Raw genomic sequence first — 13,722 nt, 5'->3', positions numbered from 1 at the left:
AGCATTTCCATTATCGACCAATCCTTGGTCTCCGAAACCAGCCGCTCACGCAGCGCACGGTGCTGCGACCAAGAGCAGAACACTCTGGACCCGACGTGGACCAAAGCGGTCCAACAATATGCCGACGGGGATCTGAGCCGCCGCGAAAACAAGGAAATAGACTGACGTAAGCAACCCGAGGTCGGCAGACCCAAGCCCCATATCTGAGCTGAGGCGACTGGCGATCAAAGCGTAGATCGATCGAAACAGATGCGAAAGAAAGTATCCAGCAGCAAACGGTAGAAATGCGCGCGCGACGTGACGCCATGCTCCTGAGATTTGCATGCTGGACCTTCTTGCTGCTCAACTAGTTCGAGCCGATAGCGCGTCCCGCTTTACTTCAGTTTGGCTAGATTGCCGCAATCGTGCGCTGATAGAAAAAGAAAGGCCGATGTGATTTGTACTTGGGCGTGCCCCCCTAGCCTCTACAGGTCCGACTCCGTCCGAAATCAGCTGTCAACCTGACACTGATTCGTGCAAGCTCAGACCAGAAACAGAAGTTTGGCACGTGAATCGAGGCGCCCCGCCGCGCGACGAAAGTCGCACGGCAGGTGGGGACGACCATCGATAGAGCTGATCTTCGTCCTAAACGATTTTGATCGACATGTCGGTTAAACCGTCAAGCTTGCACAGCAATACATCGCCTTTAACGACGGGCCCGACATTCTCCGGCGTACCGGAGTAGATGATATCACCAGCTTTGAGCTCGAATGCTTCCGACAGTTTTGCTATCTGCTCGGCAACAGACCAGATCATCTTGTCGAGATCGGAGTCTTGCCGAATCTTGCCATTGATCGTGAGTGAGATTGCGCCTTTGGTCAGATGACCGGTGCTTGTCACCGGATGGATCGGACCAACCACGGCTGAGTGATCAAAACTCTTGCCGATTTCCCATGGCTTTTTCTCAAACGCCATTCCACTCTGGAGATCGCGCCTCGTCATGTCGAGGCCAAGCGCGTATCGTCAGCAAGCGGCGCGACCGGCCCTATCAGGCGGGACAATCGAGGCACTGGATGAAGGTGAAGAACCGGACGCACCCGGCGATGACGCGGGTGATGGAGGCGTTTGCGTGATCCTTGACCTATTGACAGTCTTTTTTCTCGTCGCTGCTCTCGCTCTGCTCTGGCTGAACTCCCGAGAGCGACACCGAAGCAAAGTTGTCGTCAGTGGAAACGAGCACAGTGATGGCCCCGATCCGGCTGGACGTTGACGGACCAGTCGCCACCCGTCTCTCCCAGTTCCCACCACAACGCGACCGCCTGCGGATGCCACGCGGCGCCGCCGTTCTCCAGCGGATAGCTGCAATGTGAGCTGCACGAGGTGCTCGGCCTCGTATCAATGCTTCATCGAAAACTAGGTCGGGATTGCTGTCCCTCCCGTTCCTAATCATCGACCTGCAAAACTCCCATAGAAACCAAACGCCTATCCACCCCGTTGAACCATCATCCTTATGGGAGGATGAACAATGCGCATTTCAGCTCTGGTTACGATCCTGCTGCTGTCGTCCGGCCTCGCTTGCACTGCCGCAGTCGCACAACAATCGGAGAACTCTCCGGATAACCAGCCTCAAACCACTCCCGTCCAGCCAGAGCGCACGCCACAACAGTCAGACCAGGCTCGCGAGCGCGACCGTCAGAGCGCCGAAGATACCCGCGTTAAACCGGACTGGACGACGCAACAGCGCGAGCAAGATCGCATGGGCATGGACCGCATGCGCCAGCAACACATGGGACGCATGATGGAAGATATGGACCATCGCACGATGGGTCGAAATCAGCGGATGCATGATGAAGATATGGATCGTCACTCGCGCTACTACGATGACGATCGGCCCCATCGTCGCGTAAAGATCTGCTTCGAATACGATAACGGGGACGAGTTTTGCCGTTATCGCGACTAGGTCGCCTCATCTTCGGGAAGCGGACGTTGCCTCATATTGAGCGCTGGTCAGCAACGGGGCCAACAGCGGAAGTCACGATGGGCTGTAACTGAAAGAGGCCGCTAGCTGAGGCGGCCTTAATCGTCCCAAATGGGTTCGCGGCACTGGCACTGATGCAGCCGCAAGGTCTTGCCGCGAGGGTCAAGCATCAAAGGAAGTGCAGCGCATGTTGGGCATCTTGGCCGCTGCCAAGGCGCTTCGAGTTAGGAACCACGGTTCGATTGCCATGTTTTCCCGATGCCCTTTCCACAAGGGCAGACCCCAAGTCTGGACCCCAGCTCCATCGCCCCCAACAGTGAGCTGGGGTCTTTTTCGGGGTTCTTGAACCTTCGCATGGCGCCTTCGGACCCGCTGGTAATCAGGATCTCTTACAATTTCTTCGAGGGACTGAAGGGCCGCCGTCACGCTAGATGAATGAGGAGGCTTCGGTGAGTGAAGGAGAACTGAAGGCAAGCAGGTTTCTTGTTCGGATGGGAAGCGCCGGTTGGATGGTTTACGATCGCGAGCGAAAGGGTCCGGCCCTCGTTGGCACCGATTGGGCCGCCAATTTGACGAAGGAGCAGGCCGAACGCGCTTACAGCGCTCTCTGTCATTCAGCGTCAGCCATTCCTGCTCGCCAGCGTTCGTCGCGCGGCAGCTAGCCTTCGACAGAAATGGCTGGTTGATACTCTCAATCGCATTCTCGGAACGCAATACGAATTGGACGTGAAGAAGGCGGCCGACAAACCCGGTCTTAGGATGGTGTAAAGATCGACGGTAGGTCGGCTTCCAGCCCACCCGTAAATTTCTCAAGTGCAGGGCCCGCCGGTGATCCGATAGCGCTCAGCTATGCTGCCCTATGACCATACCGGGCGATCGCCAGCCTGCGAGAAATGCACCCGCGAAATGGTGACGCTGGAAGATTACGCGCAATTGCCGATCGGCCGGCGGTACGGGTCTACAAATGCCTTCCTTGCCAGCGGATTGTCTCGGCGCCTGTGCGGGAATAAGGCGAGGCCCGGAGTGCCTAGGAGCCCGGGCCTCATAACCTCAGCAGCCTGAACTGCAGGTTGTTCGGCTACGGGGCAAGGCTATTGAGAGCGGGGCAAGCCATGTTGATCTTGCGCAAGCATAGACGTCTCTGCACCGCTTCATTGGAGTAAGCAATTGCCGCCGCGCGGCGCCTCGTCGCGAGCTGGCTGTTGAACGCGAAAGAGCCAGAACTCAGATCGTTTGGAGCAAGATCATTCCGACGACGGTCACAAAGAAACCGATCGCCGTCACTGCGGCGAAGCACCGCTCTACGCTATCCATGAACGCAACCCCTACCAAGAACCCTACCAAGAAAATGTAGTCAGCTTTTTTCGTGATGTATTGCTATGCCAACCGCTGACTCGCTCGTACCCCGCGAGGAAGTTTGAGACCTCCTCCCCAGAACAGAACGCTCTGCAAAGAGTGAGAGCTAGCTGTGGCAGTCGAGGAGACTTTGGTACCGAAGGCGGTCATGCCGCCATACTGTGAGCCGATTGCGTGGTGTCCGCATCATCTCCGATTGCTGGGAGCGAGATGCCAGATGTGCACGAGTGATCGAGCAGCGCATCATTGGCTAAGTGCTCCCAGTACTCAGCTTCGGCGAGCAGTTTCCAGCTTCTATCGGGATGATGCGCGGCGGTCTGACGGCACAGCGAAGCCATCGCGCGCAGGCGACTCACAGTATCCATCTACTCCTCCCATTTATTTTTGTTTTTTCCACCCTATTTTCTATTTTTGCGTCGGAGTCATTATAGTTATAGCTCAGAACTAATTATACTTTCCGAAGCGCGATCGGCTTTCGTTGCGGTTTCAAATCACGCGTCAATCACAATGGGCGCAATCCAGTGCGTTCATTTGCGCTCAATTGTCGAAGCGCGCGAGGTCGGAGCGGTCGTCGAGCCATGCCGTATTTGCGCTGCAAAGGTCCGCCATGGCCGTAATTCTACGGAGATTGCGCACTCCCAGTATTCGGCGTCTACTTTCGATTGTTTTTATGACGATTAGCTTTTTGAGCGAGAAGTCATGAGCATTAAAGCCATGATGGCGACCATCCTCCACAATCAACTGACGTTGCGCGGCATACATTCCCTCACGCAAACTGACTACGAAGAGATCGTAGAACACTTGCTCGAACAGCTCAGAGAACTTGAGCTTAGCCTGGCCGCTCGCGAATTCGATGGCAGGCAAGAGCCGAAGTAACTTCATGGCGAAGGCCAAGGCGCCCACTTGGTTGGTCAGCTACGGCGACTCAATCCCTCGTGACAATGAAATACACATCTGCTCGTCCCTTAGCTGACCTGAGGCCGGCGCCCGAAAGCTGCTCGAGATCGCCAGCGGCATTCAACCCAGCAGGACGGACTCGTCTTCATCGAGCTGGTCAACACACTGTTCCGAAAGAGCGGCGGAAGCTGCGAGCAATTCCGTACGGCCGCGTCTCGATATCTCGACAACCCCGGTCAGCAAGGTTGCGTGATACATCCGCAAATAGAACAGCAAAGAAGCTCGATCGCTTTGCGCTGGCGCAAGATGGCTTGCTCAGCTTGCACACAGCGATGTCGGCGCGATTAAAAGGTTCTACGACGCCTGGCCTGTCGTCCACTCCCGGCTCAGACTGGCGAGTCCGGCTTCAATGGCCGCGATGTCACCTTCGATCTGTTCGATCGACCGTCTGCAATCGAAGCCAGTCATGGACTTGAGATCGACGGCCAGCCGACGCCTTTGCATTCTAAGGCTCTCCAGGGATTCGCGATCCCCCAACCGAGCGTAGCCATCAACGATCAATTCAATTGCACTGGACATGACGCACCTACTCGAAAACAAATTCGGAAAATAATGCCGTAGCGTAACGGCTGGGTGGCGAGTGGTCAAATAGGACGATTGGGGAAGTCCCAATTGGAGCCGCTGCCATAGGGGTAGCGCGCGTTAATCCCGGCGACGGGTAACATGGCACGCCCCGATCTTTGGCGCACTGGCGGCCCATCGCTGACACGTGGCGGTGGCGTCTAAGCGGATCGTCTGGCCGCGCGGCTTCGCCGCCCACCGGATGAGAGGCCTTGCCTCAGCATCACTCGCGAAACGGACGTTAAGGCACGTTGATCGGCGGCATGGGCGCGGTTGGAAGCGGCACAAAGCCATATTGATGCTGGCCGTGTGCCGCCAACATGATCGCAAAAGCCACAAAGAGAATCAAAAGCGCTCGCATAGTCTGCGATCAATCAGGGCATAGCGACCATTGCGGCAAGGGCTGCCTCGCCGTTGCCCGGACCACCTGAGGCTAGATAGAGCGCAGCAAGCGTGATGACTGCCAAGACACTATAGACCGCAATGAACCATCCGTCGTGGCTGCGTGGCACTGAGGACGAGGCATGAATATGCTGAGCGAATTCCATGACCTAGATCCCTTCGAAATTGGCGCAGTGGTGCGCTGATGATGTAAGTCGAGGTGGTTTTCCAAATTCTTGTTTAGTGGGGCGATCGAATGTCAGTTTGCAACGAGGCCTGATGCTGCTGCGTGCCACTGAACGACGTCTGATGAATTCCAATCGCGACTGCGCCGGCCAAGAATAAGCAGGCATAGAAAGTGAGCACACTCCTCGCCCAGCGCTTGTGGGTATTCGCATTTTCCGAAGTCTTCACGACAGGCTGATTCAATGAGAGGCCGTTGGCAATATGCGCTGAATCCTGACGAAAATAATCCATGAGCGTGGCTCCTGAGCATTTGGTTCGAATCAGCTCCGGCTTGCATGAAGATCTTCCATCACGATCAATTCAGGGGTGTTTCCCGGCTCTTGGAAAAGTGTTTCGCGAGAGGGTTTTTGGTTTCAGGCTGCCGTGGTCCACGAAGCAGCTTCACGGACGTGTAAGCCTGCCGGGGTGTTTTTGGTCATTAGTGCTGCCTCACCGCAGCGGGCTGGGCCAGCGATTCCTAGCCTGCCGAGCACACGGGTCAGGCTCTGGACAGAAGCGTGCGGCATTGGCGACGACTTGCTGCCATTGCCCAGCGCCGTTGGTACTCGGTGTCGAGCGAGACCTGCCACGCGATCAGGCCCGCGAATGTTTATTTTCTTCAGCATGCGTTCATTTTGAGATTTGCCTGCCGATGAAGGGCATTGCGGTTCCGAACGGCCCGACTGGCTTCATGAAGTAAAATACGACGGCTACCGCCTCCGCCTGGAGCGCGACGGCGATCGCGCGCGTCTGATCACGCGCGGCGGCTACAACTGGGCCAATCGCTATCCTTGGATCGTCGAGGCTGCGCGCAAGATGCGCCAGAAGCGCTTCGTGCTCGATGGTGAAGCGGTCGTGCTCGGCGTCGACGGCATCTCTGATTTCGATGCGCTGCACTCCCGCAAGCATGACCACGAGGTGCAGTTCTGCGCTTTCGATATTCTCGCCGAAAGTGCTCGACAGTTTTGTCGACAAGCCGGCGTCGCGCATGGAGATCGTCGGCCGCCCGGCGAAATCCCTGAGATGCAGCGCGAAGTGAAAGCCGCCATTCGATGCAGCGGAAGGACGCTCGTTTCCTATGGGATCGGTCGAGCGATTTGCCTTCTATGAACTCGCCAAGAAATCCTATTGCGTGATTCAGACCGGCGAACGGCGCTTCTATGGCTGCTTCATCTTCAAGAAGGGCGACATTTCGCCCGACGGCTGATCGAACTCTGGTGGCGCACGATACCTCCGGCACAAACTTGACGCCGGAAAAGCTGCCGCCGTCGGGAACCAACCTATTCGTGCCGCGAACGCCGTCGACGCTGCATGTCGTCACGGCTGATCATCCATCTTGCAGCGCGGCATCTTCGACGGCTGTCCGTCGACATCGTGGACGGCCTTATAGCTTGCTTGCTTTCGTTGACTTTGGAATGCGCCGTTGCATACTCGACGCGGCCTCGATGACCCATCACGACGACACCAAAGTCCGCGAGCGCAACGGCCTCGATGTGCTCCGGCGATTCAGACTTCACATCAAGAAAGTCAAAAGGGAGGGTATCGCGATGAAACAGCAAGATTACGATTGGCTTTCTACACTCCGTCCGAACCGGCGAACCGTGCTGAAGGGTGCGGCAAGCGCCGCGGCATTGGGGGCGAGCGGAGCGCTCGGCACGTTCTCGGAGATTGCGCTCGCACAAAACAATCTGCGCGCGCAGATCTCGCAAATTCCAGGCGTCGGCAAGGGCGCGCCGACCGATGCCGACTGGCAGAAGGTCGGCGAGCTCTGCCTCGGGCCGACCAAAGCGAGCATCAAGGAGGGCGAGTTCAAAGGCGTCGAGCTCTCCTTCATGGGACTGAACAATCAGAACCTGCACAACCTATTGTTCCGCGGCTTCCTCAAGCCATGGGAGGCCTATACAGGCGCGAAGATTTCCTGGATCGATCTCGCCCAGGCCGACTACAACCCGCGGCTCCAGCAGGCGATCGCGACCGGCACGGTCGACTTCGACATCCTGGAGATGGGCGCACCGTTCGAAGGCGATGTCTGCGGCAAGGGCCTGGCCTCAGAGATGCCGGACTGGGTCAAAAAGCAGATCGATATCGAAGACTATGTCGACTATCTGAAGCCCCCGGTCGGCACCTGGAACGGCAAGACCTATCGCGTCACCATCGACGGCGATTGCCACAACTTCAACTACCGCACCGACGTCTTCTCCGACCCTGCCCTCGCCAAGGCCTGGAAGGATGCCGGCAATGCGAGCGAATGGGGCGTGCCGAAGACCTGGCAGCAGGTCCAGGCGGTGACGAAATTCCTCAAGGGCCAGAAGTTCAAGGGCCAGAACGTCTACGGTTATCTCGATGCGCCCAAGCCCTGGGGCGGGTTCGGCTTCTATTTCCTCGGCAGCCGCGCCACGGCCTATGCCAAGCATCCGGACGACAAGGCCTGGCTGTTCGACATCGACACGATGAAGCCGCGCATCAACAATCCCGCGTGGGTGCGCGCCATCCAGGACGTGATCGACGCACTGCCGTCCGAGCCGGCCGATCAGCTCAACGCCGATCCGAACACCACCGGCTTCCAGCAATTCCTGGCCGGCATCGGCTCGATGATCCCCTGGTGGGGTGACATTGGCCAAGTGGCGAAAGCAAGCGACACATCGGTCATCGGCGACACTGTCGGCTTCGACATCCTGCCGGGCTCGGACGATGTCTATAATTCCAAGACCGGCAAGTGGGAGAAGCTCGCCAGCGGCCCGAACCACGCCCCGAACTGCGCCTATCTCGGTTGGGGCATCTATGTGATGGCGCGTGTCAATGGCGACGAGAAGAAGCACAATGCGGCCTGGAGCGCAGCCGCGCATCTCGGCGGCAAGGATCTGTCGTTCTGGACGGTGCTGTACCCGTCGGGCTTCCAGGTTCACCGAACCAGCCAGTCCAACATCGATGAATGGGTGGCGGCGGGCTACGATAGGAAGTACATCACGTCCTATCTGAACTCGCAGTTCAACTCGTATAACCACCCCAATCGGGCGGTCGAGCCGCGCATTCCCGGCATCTTCCAGTACTACAGCATCGCGGAAGACGAGCTGACGAAGATCTTCGCCGGCAAGGTCGACGCGCAGACCGGGGCGAACAACATCGCGGCCGCCTGGGAGAAGCTGACCGACCAGATCGGCCGGGAGCGGCAGATCGGGCTCTATAAGGCCTCGCTCGGCGCGTAGCGCGCCTACGCGAGATCATCTACCCTCGGCTGGCGCTCCGGCGCCAGCCGAAAACATTCCCGGTCATAGCCGGCACTGAATGCGACTCATCTCAATGCAGAATTTCGTATCCGTAAGCGATGACCTGCACCACAAGCCAGCGGCGAAGCGCGCGCCCCGCAGCAGGAAGGCCGCTGGCCGCGCGCTTGTTCTGCTGGCGTCGCTCGGCTTCGTGCTTGTCGTTCTTATTCAGGTGTTGCACACGACCGGCACGATTGGTGCCGGATTTTCCGATTGGCGTCCGATCCTCATCGCATATCTCGTCTGGGCCATTGCCTTTGGCGTCGGACAGGTTCTGACCCGTGGCGAGCGTGGCCAACGTGCGCTGTTCCTGCTGCCAGCGGTGTTCTTCACCGTCGCCGTCGTGATCTTCCCGACGATCTTCGGGATCTATATCGCCTCGCTCGACTGGAATCTCAGCTCGATCGAGGGCCCGCATTTCAGCGGCTTCGACAATCTCAGGGGCATGCTGAACGACACTTATTACTGGAATGCGCTCGGCAACATGGTCTTCTACACCGTCGCGGTGCTCGGAGAATACGCGATCGCATTCGGATTGGCACTGCTGCTCAGCGCCGAGATCCGCGCGCGAAAATTCTTCCGCGTGGTCTTCCTGCTGCCGATGATGCTAAGCCCCGTCGCGGTGAGCTGGATGATCGGCAAGTCGCTGCTAGAATATCGTTTCGGCCCGGCGGCCACGCTGGCGCGCTATCTGGGCTGGGACAACCCGGCATTCTTCGCCTCGCCCTGGTTGGCGCGGTTCAGCATCCAGGCGATGGACGCCTGGGTCTCGATCCCCTTCATCATGATCATCCTGCTCGCAGGCCTGCAAGCGATGCCGAAGGAGGTACAGGAAGCGGCCAAGGTCGACGGCGCGAATGGCTGGCAGTCGTTCTGGCACGTCACTTTCCCGATCATGCTGCCGGTCAGCATCACGGTCCTGATCATCCGCATCATCTTCAAGCTGAAGCTCGCCGACATCGTGATCAACGTGACGGCCGGCGGCCCCGGCGGTGCCACCGACACGGTGTCGAGCTTCATCTACCGCGTCTACCGCGACCGCTCCAACGTCGGATACGGCACGGCGCTCGCCATGGTCTATCTGCTCTTGATCATCGTGCTGCTGACGCTGATGTTGCGCCTGTCGAAGCGCTGGACTCAGAAGGTCATGTAGAGCAAAGGAGTTTGAGCGATTGTCCATGTCGAGCGTCGCATCGAAGCCGAACCGCAAACATCCGGCGGGACCGGGCGCCAGGCGCACGCTCGGCCGCATGCTGATCTACGCCGCATTGCTGCTCTGGACCTTCATCTGCCTGTTTCCGCTCTACTGGACCGTTACGACCTCGTTCAAATCGGCGGTCGATGTGACTCAGGCGCACCTGATCCCCTGGGTCGATTTTCAGCCGGACTGGAAAGGCTGGCGCTCGATCGGCCTGTCGCCCGATACGCTGTTCGGGACCTCGACCGCGCGTTCCGAGTTCATGAACCGCTTCGTCAACAGCATCATCACTTCGGTCGGCGCATCGCTGCTCGCGCTCGCCCTCGGATCGCTAGCCGCCTACGGCTTGAGCCGCTTTCGTTACAAATTTGCCTGGATGCGCAACGACGACATCCTGTTCTTCTTCATGTCGCAGCTGATCCTGCCGCCGGTCGTTCTCGCGCTGCCGTTCCTCGTGCTCTACAAGGCCCTGGCGCTGCTCGACACGACGTTTGGCCTGATCCTGCTCTACACGCTGACCGTGCTGCCGATTGTCATCTGGATCATGCGCGACCAGTTCAACGCGATTCCGATCGAGCTCGATGAGGCCGCCTTCGTGGATGGCCTGTCGACCTGGGGCGCGTTCCTGCGTATCATCCTGCCGCTCGCGGTGCCCGGCATGGCCGCCGCGTTCATCCTTTCGCTGGTGCTGTGCTGGAACGAATACTTCTTTGCAGCCCTCCTCACCAGCACCGACGCGAAGACGCTGCCGGTGATGGTGGCGAGCCAGACCGGCTCGCAAGGCATCAATTGGTGGTCGATGGCTGCGCTGTCGACGGCGGCGATCGCGCCGCTGGTCCTGGTCGGCATCTTCCTTGAGCGCTACATCGTCAGCGGCTTGACCACGGGAGCCGGAAAGTAGCCGGAGGGATCAAACTGAGTTCAACGCTCGAATTGAATCCTAATCGGGCAGCAGTGACGCACCGAGGCCATCTGCAGCCAGGATGACGATAGTCTCGGGGCGTCCAATTCGAAAAGCCCTACCTGAATGCGCTGGTCATGAAGAAAGCGCACCCCGACCTCATCTCCGTCTCGAGCACGCAGCTCTTCGAGACCGATGCCGCATTTAAAAGCCGGGGTGCTGCCGCCGACGGGCGGACATCATAAGCCCAGCAGGTTACGGCCGCCGTCGCGCCGCGCAACTTTTTGAACTCGCTCATCAGAGCGGCGCCAAATGTGCCGAGGTACGCGCCGTCATGCCGCTCGCGATGCCCTTGCGATCAATCACGATGACCGACTGGCCGCGTTTACAAAGCTCGTAGGCGGTCGAGAGCCCGGCGATGCCTGAGCCAACTACAGCTACATCGCAATGGGCCTCGCCTTTGAGCTCGCCCGCCCCGGCAGAATCTCCGTATTCATCCACAACGAGGTGCTGACCATCCCGAACTCCGCGCAATGAAGCAAAACGCCCGCTTGGAGCGGCAGTTCCTCCTGCGACGGGAAGCGGGCTCCGTGCACCTTTCGCAAACGGACAGCCAGCGTGGCGATCCAACCCGCGCGACCGGGCCGCGGCAACGGCGGCGAGGAACAAAGCCCGATCCGTGCCGTTCCATCGCTTTGAACGCGAGGAGACGCCATGGGACTATTCACGAAAGACATCAAGACAATGGATGATCTGCTGCTGCATGGCTTGCAGGACATCTATTATGCCGAGGAGCAGATCCTCAAAGCGTTGCCGAAAATGATCGACAAAGCCACCGACCGAGCTCTCGTCACCGGCCTCAAGAACCATCTCGAAGAGACGAACAAGCAGGTCGAACGTCTCGAAAAGGCCTTTGAAAAACTGGGCCAGTCACCGAGCGGCACGCAATGTCCTGCTATCGACGGCATCATCAAGGAAGCCGACGAGACGGCCGGCGAAATCGAAGACAAGGCGGTGCTGGATGCGGCGATCGTCGCCAACGCGCAGGCCGTCGAACATTACGAGATCTGCCGCTATGGCACGCTGATCGCCTGGGCGGAAGGGCTTGGCCACGACGATATCGTGCGCTTTCTGAACACGAACCTGAACGAAGAGAAGGCGGCGAACACCAAGCTCAACACGGTGGCGCTGCGTAAGGGCGTCAACAAGAAGGCCTCCAGCGCGGCCTGATCGCCACCTCCGGGCCTGCCGAATGATTTCGTCAGGCCCGCTTCCTTTCGATGCCCCAACGATAGGCGACTGTTGCCATGACCAATCTGACAAAACTGCCGAGCTGGGCCGACAAAGACAATGTCTTTGCGGTCGTCGAGACGCCGCGCGGCAGCTCGTGCAAGCTCGATTTCGATCCCAACCTCGGTGTCTTTGCCCTGGCGAAGTCGCTCATGGCGGGCCTGACCTATCCCTACGATTGGGGTTTCATTCCCTCGACAAAGGCCGATGACGGTGACCCGCTGGATGTGCTGATCCTGCATGATGCGCAGACCTATCCGGGAGTGGTGCTGCGCTGTCGCCCCGTTGGCATTCTCGAAGTCGAACAGAAGAAAAAGGGAAAGAAGGAGCGAAACGACCGCATTTTTGCGGTGCCCGACCGATCACCGCTCGAAACCAACCTCAAGGATATCCGCGATCTCCCCTCCCATGCGCGCGATGATCTCGAACAGTTTTTTCAAGCGACTAACGCCCTGGAGAACAAGGCGCTGAAATTCCTTGGTTGGCATGGGCCCGGCCGGGCGACCAAGACCATCAAAAGGCTGGCCTGCTGAATCGAACCAGAACTTCAGTGTCGTTCGCAGGCCAAGCACGGTTGTATTTTGAAGGAGCCTGCCGGGCACAGCGCTCGACGGGCTGGTGCCTGAGAGTGATGCTCGCGACCCTGCCGGCAATTGCCATAGGCATTTGCTCCTACAGAACAAATCACTTTCTGAACAAAAGCGACCCGAGATGATTTTCCGCTTCAGCAAATTGCATCCATCACCGCGCAGCCCAAGGCAACATCGGTGATTAGAACGCAGCGTCGCGCTCCCGCCCAACTCAAACCGGGGGCAACGTCATGATCAAGTCGTCGGCGTCGTTTCAAACAACACCTCAGCCTTTAAGCTCGCCTTACATCTGGGCACTAAAGATCATTGAGCAGGCCAGGCAGCTACACCCGGGCCGGAGCGTGACGCACTTTTAAAGAAGGCCAGACAAGTTAATGTAGCGGCACATCTGGACGATTGGGCACATTCTCCCGGCTCGCGGCCGCCGATGTATGCCGTTCGATGCACGGAACGAACCACGGGACCCGATGTATTCGCACCACGCTCTGACGGACGGCGCCGGTAGCTAAGACATCGAGCGCGCTCCTGCTTGCATAGTAAGGAAGCGCGACTTGTGGTCCACGACAACATATTTCGCGCGTGCACCAAGACGTGCTGCCGCGACCGATCTGATCTACTGCGGACTTCTCGGCCTAAGACCTTTCGGACCTTCAGACCTAAAGCCAGGTCTGCGGCCGATCTGATTGGTCGGAGGGACCCCGTTGGGTGCTATGCAGCGACGTCGAATGATGCAATCAAGGCACGCATGTCGTTTGCTAGATCGCAGTAGTGCTGACCCGCCCGAAGATAGAGCCCTCGGTTACTTTCATTCGCTCGCTTGGCGATCAATTCGCACTCGGCAGCAACCCCAGCCCCCGGACCGCACGCTGCATAGCCTGGATGTCCGCCCAATAGATGTTGATCGCGTCGATCTCCTCGACCTCGACAAACGCCACATACCAACTCTCAGCCTTTTCCTTGATCTCCTTCGCGAGTTCTTCACGAGCCGCGGCGTCAAGTTTTTTCAGGAGGACTGGCGATCCCTTCCGAGTGACCGCCGT

10 protein-coding genes and 6 pseudogenes are annotated in these 13,722 nt (G+C 58.5%); 8 read left to right on the top strand and 8 right to left on the bottom strand.

The annotated features are described in order from the left end of the window. Positions 1-48 precede the first annotated feature (48 nt). Positions 49-324 (bottom strand): annotated as a pseudogene (locus XH89_RS14430) (MFS transporter); the annotation flags it as partial. Positions 325-624: 300 nt separating this feature from the next. Next, positions 625-999, bottom strand: a pseudogene (locus XH89_RS14425) (fumarylacetoacetate hydrolase family protein); the annotation flags it as partial. Positions 1,000-1,504: 505 nt separating this feature from the next. On the opposite strand from XH89_RS14425, the gene XH89_RS14420 reads away from it, so the two are divergent. Then, the gene (locus XH89_RS14420) at positions 1,505-1,939 is read left to right on the top strand and encodes a hypothetical protein (protein ID WP_194467678.1); all 435 of its coding nucleotides are present in this window, start codon (positions 1,505-1,507) and stop codon (positions 1,937-1,939) included. 1,520 nt (positions 1,940-3,459) lie between these two features. Here XH89_RS14420 and XH89_RS14415 read toward each other — a convergent pair. The 4 genes from XH89_RS14415 to XH89_RS14400 all read right to left on the bottom strand — a co-directional run bounded on the left by XH89_RS14415 (position 3,460) and on the right by XH89_RS14400 (position 5,689). After that, entirely contained in the window at positions 3,460-3,678 is a 219-nt protein-coding gene (locus XH89_RS14415; protein ID WP_194467677.1) for a hypothetical protein, read from the bottom strand. A 172-nt stretch (positions 3,679-3,850) separates the two neighbouring features. Further along, positions 3,851-4,207 (bottom strand): hypothetical protein, encoded by a 357-nt coding sequence (locus tag XH89_RS14410; protein ID WP_194467676.1) that lies wholly within the window; start codon positions 4,205-4,207, stop codon positions 3,851-3,853. A 357-nt stretch (positions 4,208-4,564) separates the two neighbouring features. Beyond that, positions 4,565-4,789: a hypothetical protein gene (locus XH89_RS14405; protein WP_194467675.1), complete on the bottom strand. Its 225-nt coding sequence runs from the start codon at positions 4,787-4,789 to the stop codon at positions 4,565-4,567. A 663-nt stretch (positions 4,790-5,452) separates the two neighbouring features. Continuing rightward, the gene (locus XH89_RS14400) at positions 5,453-5,689 is read right to left on the bottom strand and encodes a hypothetical protein (protein ID WP_194467674.1); all 237 of its coding nucleotides are present in this window, start codon (positions 5,687-5,689) and stop codon (positions 5,453-5,455) included. 390 nt (positions 5,690-6,079) lie between these two features. On the opposite strand from XH89_RS14400, the pseudogene XH89_RS41275 reads away from it, so the two are divergent. From XH89_RS41275 to XH89_RS14375, 5 genes and pseudogenes are all read left to right on the top strand, one after another. Beyond that, positions 6,080-6,328 (top strand): annotated as a pseudogene (locus tag XH89_RS41275) (hypothetical protein); the annotation flags it as partial. A 58-nt stretch (positions 6,329-6,386) separates the two neighbouring features. Continuing rightward, positions 6,387-6,644: pseudogene (locus tag XH89_RS42080) on the top strand (RbsD/FucU family protein); the annotation flags it as partial. 340 nt (positions 6,645-6,984) lie between these two features. Beyond that, the gene (locus XH89_RS14385; protein WP_194467672.1) at positions 6,985-8,643 is read left to right on the top strand and encodes an extracellular solute-binding protein; all 1,659 of its coding nucleotides are present in this window, start codon (positions 6,985-6,987) and stop codon (positions 8,641-8,643) included. A gap of 94 nt (positions 8,644-8,737) precedes the next feature. Next, positions 8,738-9,856 carry a carbohydrate ABC transporter permease gene (locus XH89_RS14380; RefSeq protein ID WP_194467671.1) on the top strand — a complete coding sequence of 373 codons (1,119 nt, stop codon included), beginning with the start codon at positions 8,738-8,740 and terminating at the stop codon, positions 9,854-9,856. Between the two features lie 25 nt (positions 9,857-9,881). Further along, on the top strand, positions 9,882-10,802 hold the full coding sequence (locus XH89_RS14375; protein WP_194467670.1) for a carbohydrate ABC transporter permease: 921 nt from the start codon (positions 9,882-9,884) through the stop codon (positions 10,800-10,802). 259 nt (positions 10,803-11,061) lie between these two features. Here XH89_RS14375 and XH89_RS14370 read toward each other — a convergent pair. Next, positions 11,062-11,320: pseudogene (locus XH89_RS14370) on the bottom strand (FAD-dependent oxidoreductase); the annotation flags it as partial. 196 nt (positions 11,321-11,516) lie between these two features. On the opposite strand from XH89_RS14370, the gene XH89_RS14365 reads away from it, so the two are divergent. Beyond that, positions 11,517-12,032, top strand: a complete 516-nt coding sequence (locus XH89_RS14365; RefSeq protein ID WP_194467669.1) for a ferritin-like domain-containing protein — start codon at positions 11,517-11,519, stop codon at positions 12,030-12,032. 77 nt (positions 12,033-12,109) lie between these two features. Next, positions 12,110-12,625 (top strand): inorganic diphosphatase, encoded by a 516-nt coding sequence (locus tag XH89_RS14360; protein ID WP_194467668.1) that lies wholly within the window; start codon positions 12,110-12,112, stop codon positions 12,623-12,625. Positions 12,626-13,518: 893 nt separating this feature from the next. On the opposite strand, the pseudogene XH89_RS14355 reads toward XH89_RS14360, so the two are convergent. Further along, a pseudogene (locus XH89_RS14355) lies at positions 13,519-13,689 on the bottom strand (ribonuclease HII); the annotation flags it as partial. Between the last annotated feature and the right edge of the window lie 33 nt (positions 13,690-13,722).

Origin of the sequence: Bradyrhizobium sp. CCBAU 53340, assembly GCF_015291645.1 — a bacterium.
Classification (GTDB): Bacteria; Pseudomonadota; Alphaproteobacteria; order Rhizobiales; family Xanthobacteraceae; genus Bradyrhizobium.
The sequence above is the reverse complement of the archived record's forward strand: the minus strand, read 5'-3'. Positions and strand labels throughout refer to the sequence as shown.